Here is a 15,043-nt window from a genome sequence, read left to right as displayed (position 1 = left end):
CGGTCTACAGGATTAGATAAGGGAATAATATAAGTGGCATAATCAACGACGGTGTTACCGATTTTGCTCAGTAGTCCGAGTGAGTTGCCAACGAAAAATACAAACAGTAGTAACGCCAAGGCGACCAACATATTAACGTTACTCAACAGCTTGACCCCGCCATCAAGACCACGAGCCACTGATATGGTGGCAAGAGCAGTGACGACAACTATAATGACAATCTCAAGCGAATTACCCGCAAAATCCCAACCAAACAGGTAATTAAGCCCGCTGGCTGCTTGTTGGGCACCCAAACCTAATGAAGTCGCTAAACCAAATATCGTCGCTAGTACGGCCAATATATCGATAATATGGCCAGGTAACCCCCACGTTTTTTCTTTAAAAATAGGATAGAATACGGAGCGCATGGTCAATGGGAAGCGGAAATTATAAGCAAATAGGGCCAGTGATAAACCAACTACTGCATAGATACCCCAAGGGTGTAAACCCCAGTGATACATGGTTGCACCCATAGCAGCACGGTAAGCTTCAGGGCTGTCTGCTGCCACACCGAGTGGTGTACCTGCCCAACCGCTTGCATAAGCTAACGGCTCAGCCACACTCCAAAACATAAGGCCGATGCCCATACCAGCTGCGAATAGCATTGAGAGCCATGAGCGCCGATTGAAATCAGGTTTGGCATTTATACCACCAATTCGGATGCTGCCATAGGGGGATACAATCAATATCAGGCTAAATATCACCATAATATTAGCCGTGCTGATAAACAGCCAGTCAAAACTATTGACTACCCAATCTTGAGTACCATTTAGCCAAGAGTTAGCTATATTAGGTAATAATAATGCAAACAATACAAAGCCGATAACGGCAATAGCGGTAAAAAAGAATACAGGTCTGTGTAAATCTAAACCCAATATTTCAGTGTTGTTTTCACCAGTTTTATGCTCAGTGGTATAGAGTCTGCGGCGAAACTTTTCGAGAAGATGCTTTGGGATCTGTTTTTGCTCGTTCATAGGTGACGAATCTCCTGATGAGTTAGCTGAGCTGGACACCGTCAAAGTATCGACCATTCATTGATAATCAATAGTTTTTGGCAGCTACAAGCTTTAGATTTTAGGTAATGTAAAAATGCTTTTACAGTGTTATAAAGAGTACAAATTACTGAGTAGTTGACACTCATTTAGAAGTATTTATAGGAGATAATAGGTAAAATTTTATCTAGAAATAATCACATGCTAACCATAAAAAGTGAGCTTAAAACGGTAATGGTCAAAAGCGTGCCATACTAACAAACTGTTTGGTTTTGTCAAATCGTATTGGTAATTGTTCAAATATTCGTATAATAGCTTTCTAATTCCTTATTTCTGATCCTATCTGTTATGCCTATCATTGCTTTGACTGACGCGTTTGATCCTATTAACCAGCAGTTGTTTCCTATCCAAAATGCCGAGCGGCGTTGGCTAGCCCCTGTCCATGGTGCAGTCAGTAGTTTGTGGCTGGCAAGCTTGGTTCAAATGCCACTATGGAATGTTGCCGAGCGATTAAAGGTCGTGGTTGCACGCGACCAAAACCAACTTAATCAGATAGAAACCGAGTTGGCGTTTTGTGGCGTCGATGCCTACGTGTTTCCTGATTGGGAGACGCTGACTTACGATGAGCTGTCACCACATCAAGACATCGTCAGTGAACGTATCAATCTATTGACGGATATGCCCAAAACGGGCGTGCTGCTTATTTCGATACAAGCCCTTATGCATCGCGTTGCACCGCCAAGCTGGCTGATTGGTCAGCATTTTGATTTGAGTGTTGGCGATCGGTTTGATATCAATACCCAACGTGGGCTATTGGCAAAGGCAGGCTACCGCGCGGTTGAAAATGTCTTTGAACCAGGTGAGTTTGCAGTACGTGGCAGTATTATTGATATCTTTGCGATGGGTCAGCCGTTTCCTCTACGTTTAGATTTGTTTGATGATGAAATCGAAACCATTCGCTTTTTTCATCCTCAAACACAGCGCACCTTGACTGTCGATGATCTGAAGGCGATGTTAACGGGCAACGATACCAGTATGGCGAAAGAATCGTTGTCATTACTACATAAGATGCCAGATATCTCTAAACCTATCGAACAATTTCAAATCTTGCCTGCAAAAGAGTTTCCGCTTGACGAAGGGCGTGAGACCTTCCGCACAAACTTTGCTGCTATGTTCCCTAATGCCAGTAGCCGCAAATCTGAGCTACATAAAGACGTGATGGCAGGAATTGCCAGTAGCGGTCTTGAATATTATCAACCGCTATTTTTCAATTTAAAAGATTGGGAGGCGGAGAGTAGTTTATTCTCTTATTTACCAAGTGATGCATTGTTTATCACTGATGAATTAATTAATGAAAGGCAAGCTGACTACTGGTCACAAATTCAGCGCCGCTACGAAGAGCGTCGGCATGATATTGACAAGCCTATTGTAGAGCCAACACTGCTGTATCTATTATCTAACGCGCTTAACGAGCAGCTAAACCAGTATCCACGAGTAATATTAAGTGCTCGTGATGAGGTGGTTCAGAATAAGCAACAAGGATTAGTTACAATCAAGGCACAAGAGCCGCCGCAGTTAGCAGTCAATCATCAAAAGTCTGAACCATTATCCGAATTGCTCGACTTTTTGGATACGCAGTCAAAAACTTCAACACCTGTACTAGTCGTTGCAGAGACCGCAGGCCGTCGCGAGATTCTCATTGAACTGTTTAAGAGCAAGATTGATATCAAGGCGTACGATAGCTTTGAGGCATTCTTAGCCGCAGATAAAGCTAACACTACCAATAACAACAGTCATCTACCGCATGTCGGTTTGACCGTGGCACCAATTGAACGTGGTGTCTATATACCTGAACGCTTAGTATTGATTAGCGAGACACAGCTGTTTGGTCGTCAAGTCTTGCAGACACGCCGTCGTCGCCAAAGTGGTGTGTCAGAAGAGTTTTTGGTCAAGAGCGTCACTGAAATAACAGATGGCAGTCCAGTGGTACATATTGAGCATGGTATTGGTCGTTACAATGGCTTGATTACTTTGGATGTCGGCGATGGCGAGCAAGAGTTTATTCATCTAAAGTATTCCGATGATGCTAGTATCTATGTGCCAGTCGCCAATTTGCAAATGATTAGCCGCTATAGTGGCGGCGATCCAGCCTTAGCGCCACTGCATAAGATTGGTAGTGGCAAATGGGATAAAGCCAAGCAAAAGGCGTTAGAGCAAATTCATGACGTTGCTGCAGAACTGCTTAATATGCAGGCAAGACGTGAGGCCAAAGTTGGTATTCATTTCAAAATAGATCCATCGCAGTATGAGCTATTTGCCAGTCAGTTTGCCTTTGAAGAAACCGCTGACCAAGCCAATGCCATTCATGCCGTGATAGAAGATATGAGACAAAACCAACCGATGGATCGTCTTATTTGCGGCGATGTTGGTTTTGGCAAAACAGAAGTAGCGATGCGCGCTGCCTTTATTGCTGTTAGTGCTGGTTATCAGGTTGCTGTATTAGTACCTACAACATTACTTGCTGGTCAGCATGAAGACAACTTCCGCGACCGTTTTGCCGATTGGCCAGTTCGTATCGAGAGCTTGTCGCGCTTTGGTGGCAAAAAACATCAAGAAACAGTACTGGCTGATTTGGCTGCTGGTAAAGTAGACATTGTCATTGGTACTCATAAACTGCTACAACCAGATGTGAAATTTTCTAATTTAGGTCTGATGATTGTCGATGAAGAACATCGTTTTGGCGTGCGCCATAAAGAGCGTATCAAGGCCATTCAGACAGATGTCGATAGCATGTCTATGACAGCGACGCCAATTCCTAGAACGCTCAATATGGCGCTCTCAGGCATGCGTGATATGTCGATTATCGCCACTCCACCTGCACGTCGCCTTGCTATCAAGACTTTTGTGATGCAAAAGACAGAAGCATTAATGAAAGAAGCCATATTGCGTGAGCTTTTACGTGGTGGTCAAGTGTATCTACTACATAATGATGTTGCCAGTATTGAGCGCATGGCAGAGACTATTCGTGACCTAGTGCCAGAAGCTCGCGTAGGTGTTGCTCATGGACAAATGCAAGAGCGTCAGCTTGAGCAGATCATGCAGCAGTTCTATCATAAAAAATTCAATGTGTTGGTTTGCTCTACCATTATCGAGACGGGTATTGATGTACCCAATGCCAATACGATCATTATTGAGCGAGCTGATAAGTTTGGCCTTGCACAATTACATCAGCTGCGTGGCCGAGTAGGACGTAGTCATCATCAAGCGTATTGCTACTTATTAGTGCCTTCTCTAAAAGGCCTCAAAGGTGATGCCAAGCGACGTCTACATGCGATTGAACGCGCCAATACTCTGGGTGCAGGGTTTATGCTGGCAAGTGAAGATTTAGAGATCCGCGGCGCAGGGGAGATATTGGGTAAGCAGCAAAGTGGTAATATGCAAGCGATTGGCTTCAGCTTATATATGGATATGCTTGAGCGTGCGACTAAGGCGATTAAAGCTGGCAAAGAGCCTGATTTAAATACACCATTATCGCTCACCAGTGAAATCAATCTACACAGTTCCGCCCTCATCCCAGAGGAGTATCTACACGATGTGCATCAGCGTTTATTGTTCTATAAGCGTATTAGCAATACCGATGACAAAGAATCGTTGACCGATATCCGTACGGAGATGATTGACCGCTTTGGGGCACTACCAGATCAAACCAAGCAGTTATTTGCTATTCATGGATTACGTTTACAAGCAGAGCCACTGAAAATCAATAAAATTGATGCTAATAGTAGTAGTATGACACTAGAATTTGCGCCAGATACTCCAGTTGATGCGCTAGCTATCATTAAGTTGATCCAATCAAATGGTCAGCATTATCGTATGAATGGCGCAGCTGGTATTCGTTACCAAAATGCGGATAAACTGGCCACACCGCAGCAGCGCGTGACGGTCATACAAGAACTGTTGCGCTATTTTAGCGAGCATATGGTGACAGAGTCTACTTAATACATAGCTCGATATAAAGCAGGCTAGGTAGTTACTATAAGCCAATAAATCATGGCGCTATTTTATCAACCAGATAACTGATAAAATAGCCAAACTAAGTTTTTAACTTTCTGTATTCTTATTTGCATTAAACAACAAGAGAACCGTCATTATGTTCCAACTTCATCATAAACTTGCTGCTGATAGTTTTTTAGTGGGGGATTTTCCATTATCCACTTGTCGTTTAATCAATGACTGCCAATTTCCTTGGCTTATATTAGTGCCACGTGTTTCAGGCATCAAAGAGCTGTATGAGCTATCTGAAGCTGATCAAACGCAGTTCTTACGAGAATCGAGCTGGTTGTCGAGTCAGCTGGCTAAGACTTTTCAGGCTGACAAAATGAATGTGGCCGCTCTTGGCAATCAAGTGCCACAGCTTCATTTTCATCATATCGTCCGTTATCAAAATGACATGCAATGGCCAAACCCAGTATGGGGTGTGCCAGCTGTTCCATATACCAAAGAAGTATTAGCGCAGATGCAGCAAACATTAATGATGGCGCTACGTGGTCATCATCAAATGCCGTTTGATTGGCAAATGGTATAATCAATCTATTCTACCTTTAATAGAAATAGATTGAATGCTAATCGTATATATGAAAGAGAAGGCCAGATACTTAGAAGTATCTGGCCTTTTTTAATTAAATTTTAAAAAATTGTAAGGGAGAAGGTAAATTGGACAAAAGGTCGCTTTTCAGTAACCAATGACCTATGTTTTAACTTATTTCAAAAGTATAATATATTATTAAATATATCTTATGGTAAATCATCATAAGGGCAAATAATACACATGTGCTAGTGTGCTTTATCCGTCTCTCTCGTATCGTTCGAATCATTTAAGTGACCTTCATATGCCTTTATCAGAGACGTTCAAATCGATGACGCCGTTAAAGGCAGGTCAAACTTGTCGATTCGATTATCCTGAAGTGTTTGTTCTAATATTCACTGTTATACTACTTGCACTGCATTTTGAGTTTCGCCCACCAGCCATGGCGCTTCTAGTCATTGTTACCCTGCCAAGTTTGATGATTTTAATTTATAACTATCGACGCCAGACCAGTTTTTGGACATCTAGTATTGTCATCATTCTATTGTCAGTTGTCATTGGAACGTTACAGTTCTGTACTGTTATATCGCTCAGTTTAGTGTCTCTAATTGGCATCCGTATTATTTTTAGTCGCCCTGACAATCAACTGAGGTTGATTGCAGTAGCTCTAGTGACTGCAATTATTTTCTATTATGTCAGTACTATCCTAAGTAGCAATGAGCTGGACTGTGCAAGTGGTTGGTTACCTCCTACAGTAATGTTAAGTAGTATGACCGTCATCCTTTGTCAGTTTCGACGCATGTACCAAGAATATACTGGTTATAAAGCCTCCGCATATAAAGCTAAAGGCCGTGTAAGAACAATGGTATCAGTGATCAATAAACTGACTCGATTTATGCCACCACAAATTTGGGAGCCTATTGTTAAATCAGATAGCCCAGTTAAGGTTTCTAATAAACGCGCAAAAATAACGATCATGTTTTCAGATATCGTTGGATTTACCGAATTGTCTGATAGTCTAAGTTCTGATAACTTGGCAGATATTCTCAATACTTATATGCTTTGCATGACGTCGATCGCTGATAAACATGGCGCAGTGCTGGATAAGTTCATTGGTGATGGTATGGTATGCTTTTTCGGTGAACCGAATAGCCGTGGCTCGCGTCAAGATGCACTAGATTGTGTGGCGATGGCAATTGATATGCGCCGCGAAATGCGTACTCTACGACAAAAATGGCGGTTAATGGGCTTTGAAGGTTTATATATACGTATCGGAATCACAACCGGATATTGTCACGTTGGTAATTTTGGTAGCAATAGTCGGCTTAGTTATACAATTATTGGTAAAGAAGCTAATTTAGCTTCTAGACTTGAGGCTTGTGCTGGTAAAGATCAGATATTGGTCAGCGAAAGCACTTACGACTATATATGCCACAACTATGAATGCGCACACGTTGCAGCGCTTTGCTTAAAAGGTCTCGACGAGAAAGTTAATGCGTGGCAAGTATTTGATCCTAGCACCGATACAGCAGGTCATCTGTCTAAATGGGTCGACCACACATTACCTGGTTTCAACTTGCATTTGAATTTTAAAGATATGAAAGACAATGATTATCAAGATATTAGAGCTCGCTTAAATTTTGCGCTGGAGCGTATAGAGCAAGAAGAAAAAATAGTAACGAGTACAGCTGTAGAAAGTAAACGTGAAGACTCTAATCGCAAATAAGTATTTCAAGATTAATATCTTAAAATCCTATATAAAAAAAGGCCAGCTATCACATAGCTGGCCTTTTTAGTCATAACTGGAAGTACTATCAGCGTCTAATGGTTTTCTTTGGCATGATTAAGCGTATATTTAGGTACTTCGATGGTTAAATCTTTATCATCAAGCATAACCTGACAAGACAAACGTGAATCAGGTTCTAAACCCCAAGCACGATCAAGTAGATCTGCCTCGACATCATCCATTTCATCTAAACTGTTGAAACCTTTACGTACTACGACATGACATGTGGTACAAGCTTTTGACATCTCACATGCATGCTCGATTTTAATACCTTTTTCTAAAAGTGCTTTACATAAGTTTTCACCAGCCTGTAGCTCAACTTCTGCGCCTTCAGGGCAAATTTCGTGGTGGGGTAATACGGTAACTTTTGGCATAAATTATCTGTCCGATGCTAATCAATTTAAAAAATATTAGAAGTTAACTTAATACGTCAGCTAAGCTATATATATCGATGTATTTGTTACCAGTCTTTGGCACTAGTACCTGCCATGCTGGTCTTGACGCTTTGATTCATGATACGTGCAGCAAAGGCATCACTATGTGGCTTTAGCTGTGCCTGCTTTGCTTCAATAAGCGCTAAATCATCAGTACTGAGAGACGCACGTAGCGACTGTATATGCTTTGCTAGAGATTGCTGCTCATCAGAAGAGAGCAACGCTGCAAATTCGTTTAGTGCCGACTCTAATGCTAGTACTTCACGTTCCGCTTCTACTTTTGTCTCGATCAAAGAGCGCGCATTTTTATCTTCTTCTGCGTGTTTGAACCCTGAAATAAGCAACTGTTCTTTTTGCTCATCTGATAGCCCATAAGAAGGCACGATCTCGATTTTACTTTCTGTTTTGGTCGTGGTTTCTTGTGCACTAACAGTAAGCTGGCCGTTAGCGTCAATACTAAAGGTGACTTCGATACGAGCAAACCCAGCTTTCATTGGCGGGATGCCATACAGCTCAAAGCGTCCAAGAGAGCGACAGTTTTCTACCGTTTCGCGCTCACCTTGCACCACGTGAATCACCATACCTGTTTGACCATCTTGATAAGTGGTAAACACTTGGCGTTTTTTTACAGGGATAGGCGTGTTGCGCGGAATCAGTACTTCGACCAAACCACCCATCGTCTCAAGACCTAGCGATAACGGTGTCACGTCTAATAATAGTAAATTGTTGTCACTATCACCATTAACCAATTGATGAGCAGTCTGAGCAGCACCTAGAGCAACAACCTCATCTGGATTCAGACGACAAAGAGGCTGTTTAGCAAAAAATTCAGTCACGACTTGCTGTACTGCGGGCATACGAGTTGAACCGCCCACTAAGATAACTTCATCTAAATCTGTAGTAGATAGCTTGGCATCACGTAGGACTTGTTCACACACACTTAGCGTACGGCGACTAACAGGCTCTACGATAGCTAGTACATCTGTACGGCTTAATACACCTTGATAAGACTGTCCATTGATAGTAACACTAATATCCACTTGTTCAGCATCAGTCAATTCTTGCTTATAGGCTTTGGCTTGCTGAGCTAGTATTGATTTGTCATGCAGACTGACGTCCTTTGGATCGATATTTAATTGTTTAATAATCCAATTGGTAATAAGACGATCAACATCATCGCCGCCTAGTGCGCTATTACCACCCGTTGCCAATACTTCAAAGACACCATCAGTAAGCTTTAAGATAGAGACGTCAAACGTACCACCGCCCAAATCATAAATTAAGTAATAGCTCTCTTTTTTACTGTCTTCTGATGATTGGTCAAGCCCATAAGCAACTGCAGCAGCAGTTGGTTCATTTAACAAGCGAAGTACGTTAATACCCGCTGCCTGAGCAGCATCTTTGGTTGCTTGGCGCTGTGCCTCATCAAAATAAGCTGGAACCGTAATCACGGCACCTTCAATGCTATCTGCAGGTAAGGCACTCGCTGCACGTTGTTCAAGAGCGGCTAAGATATGCGCTGATACTGCAACAGGAGAAACCTCGCCTTGTGCCGTAACAAAGGCGGGCATATCATCTTTGCTGCCAGACAACTCATAGGGATGGGAGAACTTAATATCAGCTTGGCTACGACCCATAAAACGCTTAGCCGAGACGATCGTATTTTTTGGATCATCCGCTAAATGCGTTAGGGCATCATGGCCAACTAATGGCGTGCCAGTAGCTGGATAATAGACAACAGACGGTAATAACGTATCTGTCGCTGCGCCTGCCTCTAAGACTTGTGCCTTACCTGAACGCACTACCGCAACCAACGAGCGTGTAGTACCAAGGTCGATGCCCAAGCCAAATTTATGTTGGTGAGGTTGAGCGCTTTGATTGGGTTCAGCAATTTGCATTAAAGACATAAGGATAACTCAGAGATAAAATGAATAAGTAAAATGGAGCATATGCAGTGCGAGAGCTTAGCGTCTGTAATCTCACTCCATAGAATAAAGATTCTGACAGTCTGATGCGCTTAGACTCAAAGATTATACGGTATCATGGTCACTATTTTAATCAAATATATAGAATTTAGCTTGATAGTGAGAGATATACCCACAGCTGTTTAGACGTACAGGTCATCGTCATCTGAGTGCGATGAATTTGCAACGTCATCAAGCCCCGTCGTCACATCAGCATTTAGCTTAACTAAAAATTTTAGTTTCTGTGTCGCATCAATCGCTGTTTGCCAATCTTGATTTTGATAAGCGTTATTAAAGCGTTCAGATTGATTTGCTAGACGATCTGTAATTTGAGGATGTAGTTGCTGCAAGACCGAAAGGTCTTTGTCTTCGATAGCGTCATCTAAGTCCATACGCATCTGCATCGCATCTTCCAAAAAGTCCAAATCTGCGATTGAATGCTCTAGATTTTGTGCTTGATCCGCCATGTCTAACAAATAACCAGCACGGCTATCAGGGGCGCTTAGTGTTTGATACCCTTGATTGATTAGAGCTGATGCTTTTTCAGACTGTAGCTGTGCTTGAACCATGTCAGTCTGATTCTTAGCAACATTATCAGGGTGATAGCGTTTCTGTAGTAGGCGCAAACGTTGATCTAGACTGTTTTGATTGATCTCAAATTGTACAGGCTGCTCAAATAGGGCAAAGAAGTTATCAAATTGTGGCTCTGAAGTGATGTCTGTCATAATCTAATGCCTTTCTTTTTTATTTTTTTGAAGTCAGTACCTAGCTAAGAATATCTAAGTCGCTTGATGAAGTAACTAAATTAACCATTCTTCATCGCTGTAATAGAGATAATGGACTGTTCGTATGAAAATTATTTGAACATAAACTATCAGCTTTCAGGCATCAAACAATTAAACTGTAAAAGACTCACCGCAACCACATTCACCTTTTTGGTTAGGGTTGGTGAATTTAAAGCCTTCGTTTAGACCTTCTTTTTCATAATCCATCAATAAGCCGTCTAGATACACTAGGCTTTTGGGATCAATAAAAATGCTAACACCGCGACTCTCATAACGCGTGTCATTTTCATCAGGGGTATCTACAAACTCTAAAACATAAGCCAAGCCTGAGCAACCCGCCGTACGGATACCAACTCGAATGCCTTCGCCTTTACCGCGATTGTCCAAAAAGTCTCGAACATGCTGAGCGGCGCGTTCTGTCATTTCAATCATGCCAACTCCCATTGACTATTAATCATAAACATCAATAAAAAAATATAGATAAAATGGCAGTCGTAATTATAAGATTGCCAAAACGATAGGCTTGCAACTATCAGAAAACAAAAGGTGACAATTACATAAGTGTCATTGTCACCTCTTTAGCGTCAGTAGCGATTGTATATCGCTACTTTAGCGTTGCTAGTACAACGTAGCGCATACGCTAGCAGACTTAGCTTAACTTAGATCGCAGTTTCTTCTGTTGGAGCTGCTGCGCCATGCTTACCTTTATAATCGCTAATAGCGGCTTTAATGGCGTCTTCTGCAAGTACAGAGCAATGCACTTTTACTGGTGGTAAAGCCAGTTCTTGAGCAATATCATTGTTCTTGATTTCGCCAGCTTGGTCCAAGCTCTTGCCTTTTAGCCACTCAGTAACAAGCGAGCTTGAAGCAATTGCTGAACCGCAGCCATAAGTCTTGAAACGCGCATCTTCGATAATGCCATTGTCGTCGACTTGGATTTGTAGACGCATTACATCGCCACATGCTGGGGCGCCGACCATACCAGTACCAACGTTTTTGGCGCTTTTGTCAAGATTACCAACGTTGCGTGGGTTTTCGTAATGATCAATAACTTGGTCACTATAGGCCATGGGGTTTTCTCCTAGTTAGATGATGAGTAGTCGTTTATCAGCTTTAAATGCTTAACTACTCATCGATAATTGGGGTCAAACGCTTAATTTAATTGTCTGATCAATTGTGTAATAAATATATGTTGCTAGCTATACTAAAAAGCCATATTAGAAATTAATGCTCAGCCCATTCAACTGAGTTTAAATCAACACCTTCTTGATACATATCCCAAAGTGGTGATAGAGCACGTAGTTTATCAACAGCTTCATGCATCTGTTTGATGACAGTATCAATGTCTTCGTCAGTGGTATAACGGCCGAAGCTAAAACGGATTGAGCTATGTGCCAATTCGTCTGGGCGACCAATTGCACGTAGTACATATGATGGCTCAAGCGTCGCTGATGTACAGGCTGAACCTGATGATACCGCTAAGTCTTTAAGCGACATCATCAATGACTCGCCTTCAACAAAGTTAAAGCTGATGTTTACGATGTTTGGCACGCTATTCTCAAGATCGCCGTTTAAGTAAATCTCTTCGATGTCTTGCAGGCCATCCCAAAGTCTTTGACGTAGTTTGGCTGCATGTGCGTGGTCTTCTTCATAACGCTCGTTAGCCAAAGCAAATGCTGCTCCTAGACCAACAATCTGATGCGTTGGTAAAGTACCTGAACGCATACCGCGCTCATGACCACCGCCATGTTGCTCAGCTTTCAAGCGAATACGTGGCTTACGACGAACAAATAATGCGCCGATACCTTTAGGCCCGTATGCTTTATGGCCTGAGAAACTCATTAAATCAATTTTCATTTCTTCAAGATTGATTTTTACTTTACCGACAGCCTGCGCGCCATCAACATGGAAAACCACGCCAGCTTCACGGGTGATTTCACCAATCGCTGCAACATCAGTAATAGTACCAAGCTCATTGTTGACCATCATAAGTGATACTAAAATTGTATCATCACGCAGTGCTTCTTTTACTTGCTCTGGCAGGATAAGACCTGTGCTTGGCTGTGGCTCAAGATACGTAATCTCAAAGCCTTCTTGCTCAAGCTCGCGGCAGGTATCTAGTACCGCTTTGTGCTCAATTTTACTGGTAATGATATGCTTACCACGAGACTGATAAAAATGTGCTGCACCTTTGATAGCTAGGTTGTCAGACTCAGTTGCACCAGAAGTAAAGACAATTTCGCGTGGATCAGCGTTAATGACTTCAGCAACTTGACCGCGAGCAGTTTCTACTGCTTCTTCTGCTTGCCAGCCGTAACCATGTGAGCGTGAAGCTGGGTTACCAAAGACACCATCTACAGTCAAATACTCGCTCATCTTAGTAGCTACTGATTTAGCAACTGGGGTAGTGGCGGCATAATCTAAGTATATAAGGTTGTTATGTTGGCTCATGCTGGGTTTGCCTCGCTGTTCGATAGAGTAATAGTGTTAATGTCCTTTATGGAAATATCTTGTGTAGAGGTGTGCTGACGATCTGATACTGACTGCACGTTTTCCATATCTAATAATTGCGCTAATGTTATATTTTTCAAGTACTGTTCGATATGATTTGATAGTGCACACCATAGATCGTGAGTTAGGCACATTGTACCACCTTGACAATCACCGCGCCCTTCACATTGCATCGCGTTTACCGACTCATCAACCGCAGATATGATGCTCATTACATCTATCTCATTCAGTGGTTTAGCCAGATGATAACCACCTGCAGCACCGCGAATACTCGTGACAAGACCACGTTTACGAAGTTTAGAAAATAACTGTTCAAGATATGAGATAGAAATAGATTGCCGCTTGGCGATATCGGATAGCGATACAGCACTGTCTTGTTGGCTAGTCTGCAATGCCAAATCTAATAATGCGGTAACAGCGTATCTGCCCCGAGTAGTCAAACGCATGTGTTATCTCCAAACTTGATGTCATTTATGTTTAACAACGATCTTAGCCAAGAGTTTGCATGAGCACTCATAAAATAAAAAGAGTAATCAATAATAAATCAGCTAAGTTTTGTCTTATCGCTATTGAACAACAGATGATTAACCCGATGTGTGCAACGATTAAGGTAATTATACTTAATCCTGAGTAATTTAGTCAAGATTAAAGTGTGGTTCAATGGTTAATCAAGCTTATTGCTGTAATTGATAAAAACAATGATGTTTAAAAAAGGTATATGAGGGAAGCATGGGTAGCTTGATTTTTGTGCTACAGACAGATTTAACAAAGTAAAAAATAAGCGTTCAATACCTATTGAAGACATTGAACGCTTATTTGTAAGTAATACAACGAGCCAAAACTAATTCATTAATAGGGCAATGACTGAACCGATCGTAATCACAAGCGCAATAACAGTGACAATCATCAACGTTTTTTGCTTACTTTGAAGCTCTTTTACGGTTGTTTCAAGTTCACGATTCTTGATGGTCAGAGTATTAATCTGCGTCTGCTGTTCTTTGATACGAAGTTTATAGTTGTTCTTTTTTTCTTCCAAATCAGCTTCTGTAGGTTTGGTTTTAGTTTTGTCACCTTTTATTTTTTTGATTAGTCCTTGGATTAGGCTGGCAAGTCCAAGTTGCATAATAAACTGTTTAACCAGTTGTACTTGAATCGATTCGCCGCGCATCTGTAACTTTTCAGTCGTTTCGCTGTCATGAGTAGTGATAGCATTGATAACTTGTATGCTATAGGCATTAATAACCACGTCAGGCTCACTACGGCCAATTGGCAGTTGAGCATCCAGTAGTACGCCCTTGGTATTAAAAGTGGCAAACACTTCTACATGTGGTAAATACAAGCGAAGCGCCACCACAGTGCCTTGCTTGGCAAGCGGGTAAGCGGCTTTGCGCAATTCAGGATCCAAACGTAACAGCAATGTCAGCGCCGACTCGATAAATACTAAAATGATATTAAGAAAAGAGTGAGACAACGTAGAACGCTTCATGTAAATAATCCGTTTTTTATTTAGCAAATTTTATGTTTTTAGCAAACAGAAGTCTGTATTCGCCTAGGATTTGCAGTGATATTTCGCTTATAGTAACGTCTTTATAATAAAAAGTAACGCTAGTTTCTGTAGTGGCTAAACTATTACATTACAATTTAGCAGTCAATAAAGACACTCTTATTTATGACCAGTAGTATACAAACACAATGAATAACAATGCATAGGCGCCAACTATCAGATGCTCAATGGCATAGACGATAGTAAACCCCATCGCCTCAGTGATGTAAATTAGCTTATATGAGAAATTCTTAACGCTTTGCGTAACATTAGGTGTCAAATACGTAGTATAGAGCACAAAAATATGTAAAATCGCTTGCGCTCCTTATGCTGCCTTGATATAAAGACGATAACAAAGAAGAACCTGCTAATGCGCCAGTTAGGTAGTTTTTATTGCGTAAGCA

12 protein-coding genes are annotated in these 15,043 nt (G+C 41.7%); 3 read left to right on the top strand and 9 right to left on the bottom strand.

The genetic code is table 11. The features are described 5' to 3' along the window. The coding region (locus ACT3QQ_RS08125) for a BCCT family transporter (RefSeq protein WP_444527601.1) at window positions 1-1,013 on the bottom strand (1,013 nt) is incomplete at its 3' end. A gap of 366 nt (window positions 1,014-1,379) precedes the next feature. Here ACT3QQ_RS08125 and mfd point away from each other — a divergent pair. The 3 genes from mfd (at window position 1,380) to ACT3QQ_RS08110 (ending at window position 7,342) form a co-directional block, all read left to right on the top strand. Beyond that, complete coding sequence (gene mfd / locus ACT3QQ_RS08120; protein WP_444527600.1) at window positions 1,380-5,030, top strand: transcription-repair coupling factor; 3,651 nt, start codon at window positions 1,380-1,382, stop codon at window positions 5,028-5,030. Window positions 5,031-5,181: 151 nt separating this feature from the next. Then, complete coding sequence (locus ACT3QQ_RS08115; RefSeq protein WP_444519488.1) at window positions 5,182-5,616, top strand: HIT domain-containing protein; 435 nt, start codon at window positions 5,182-5,184, stop codon at window positions 5,614-5,616. Between the two features lie 304 nt (window positions 5,617-5,920). Further along, on the top strand, window positions 5,921-7,342 hold the full coding sequence (locus ACT3QQ_RS08110) for an adenylate/guanylate cyclase domain-containing protein (RefSeq protein WP_444527599.1): 1,422 nt from the start codon (window positions 5,921-5,923) through the stop codon (window positions 7,340-7,342). A 95-nt stretch (window positions 7,343-7,437) separates the two neighbouring features. Here ACT3QQ_RS08110 and fdx read toward each other — a convergent pair whose 3' ends face one another. The 8 genes from fdx to ACT3QQ_RS08070 all read right to left on the bottom strand — a co-directional run bounded on the left by fdx (window position 7,438) and on the right by ACT3QQ_RS08070 (window position 14,582). Then, window positions 7,438-7,776 carry an ISC system 2Fe-2S type ferredoxin gene (gene fdx, locus ACT3QQ_RS08105; protein ID WP_444519490.1) on the bottom strand — a complete coding sequence of 113 codons (339 nt, stop codon included), beginning with the start codon at window positions 7,774-7,776 and terminating at the stop codon, window positions 7,438-7,440. An 86-nt stretch (window positions 7,777-7,862) separates the two neighbouring features. Next, a complete protein-coding gene (gene hscA, locus ACT3QQ_RS08100; RefSeq protein WP_444527598.1) occupies window positions 7,863-9,743 on the bottom strand; it encodes a Fe-S protein assembly chaperone HscA in 1,881 nt (626 codons plus the stop codon). A 200-nt stretch (window positions 9,744-9,943) separates the two neighbouring features. Further along, complete coding sequence (gene hscB, locus ACT3QQ_RS08095) at window positions 9,944-10,525, bottom strand: Fe-S protein assembly co-chaperone HscB (protein ID WP_444527597.1); 582 nt, start codon at window positions 10,523-10,525, stop codon at window positions 9,944-9,946. Between the two features lie 171 nt (window positions 10,526-10,696). Then, window positions 10,697-11,017: an iron-sulfur cluster assembly protein IscA gene (iscA, locus tag ACT3QQ_RS08090; protein ID WP_021814983.1), complete on the bottom strand. Its 321-nt coding sequence runs from the start codon at window positions 11,015-11,017 to the stop codon at window positions 10,697-10,699. 227 nt (window positions 11,018-11,244) lie between these two features. Next, entirely contained in the window at window positions 11,245-11,655 is a 411-nt protein-coding gene (gene iscU, locus ACT3QQ_RS08085) for a Fe-S cluster assembly scaffold IscU (protein ID WP_444527596.1), read from the bottom strand. Window positions 11,656-11,809: 154 nt separating this feature from the next. Continuing rightward, complete coding sequence (locus ACT3QQ_RS08080; protein ID WP_444519494.1) at window positions 11,810-13,036, bottom strand: IscS subfamily cysteine desulfurase; 1,227 nt, start codon at window positions 13,034-13,036, stop codon at window positions 11,810-11,812. Continuing rightward, window positions 13,033-13,542, bottom strand: coding sequence for an Rrf2 family transcriptional regulator (locus ACT3QQ_RS08075; RefSeq protein ID WP_444519495.1), 510 nt, complete (start codon window positions 13,540-13,542; stop codon window positions 13,033-13,035). Before ACT3QQ_RS08075 ends, ACT3QQ_RS08080 begins: the two co-directional genes overlap by 4 nt. 395 nt (window positions 13,543-13,937) lie before the next feature. Next, window positions 13,938-14,582: a hypothetical protein gene (locus tag ACT3QQ_RS08070; protein ID WP_444527595.1), complete on the bottom strand. Its 645-nt coding sequence runs from the start codon at window positions 14,580-14,582 to the stop codon at window positions 13,938-13,940. Between the last annotated feature and the right edge of the window lie 461 nt (window positions 14,583-15,043).

Origin of the sequence: Psychrobacter sp. AOP7-A1-24, from assembly GCF_052376235.1 — a bacterium.
Lineage (GTDB): Bacteria > Pseudomonadota > Gammaproteobacteria > Pseudomonadales > Moraxellaceae > Psychrobacter.
This window is presented reverse-complemented; position numbering and strand designations above follow the sequence as displayed.

Bases quoted from the DNA above. Each gene is read 5' to 3' on its own strand.
- ACT3QQ_RS08115 (WP_444519488.1), top strand. From the start codon at position 5,182: ATGTTCCAACTTCATCATAAACTTGCTGCTGATAGTTTTTTAGTGGGG.
- iscU (WP_444527596.1), bottom strand. From the start codon at position 11,655: ATGGCCTATAGTGACCAAGTTATTGATCATTACGAAAACCCACGCAAC.
- ACT3QQ_RS08075 (WP_444519495.1), bottom strand. From the start codon at position 13,542: ATGCGTTTGACTACTCGGGGCAGATACGCTGTTACCGCATTATTAGAT.
- iscA (WP_021814983.1), bottom strand. From the start codon at position 11,017: ATGATTGAAATGACAGAACGCGCCGCTCAGCATGTTCGAGACTTTTTG.
- mfd (WP_444527600.1), top strand. From the start codon at position 1,380: ATGCCTATCATTGCTTTGACTGACGCGTTTGATCCTATTAACCAGCAG.
- hscA (WP_444527598.1), bottom strand. From the start codon at position 9,743: ATGTCTTTAATGCAAATTGCTGAACCCAATCAAAGCGCTCAACCTCAC.
- ACT3QQ_RS08110 (WP_444527599.1), top strand. From the start codon at position 5,921: ATGCCTTTATCAGAGACGTTCAAATCGATGACGCCGTTAAAGGCAGGT.
- fdx (WP_444519490.1), bottom strand. From the start codon at position 7,776: ATGCCAAAAGTTACCGTATTACCCCACCACGAAATTTGCCCTGAAGGC.
- ACT3QQ_RS08080 (WP_444519494.1), bottom strand. From the start codon at position 13,036: ATGAGCCAACATAACAACCTTATATACTTAGATTATGCCGCCACTACC.
- hscB (WP_444527597.1), bottom strand. From the start codon at position 10,525: ATGACAGACATCACTTCAGAGCCACAATTTGATAACTTCTTTGCCCTA.
- ACT3QQ_RS08070 (WP_444527595.1), bottom strand. From the start codon at position 14,582: ATGAAGCGTTCTACGTTGTCTCACTCTTTTCTTAATATCATTTTAGTA.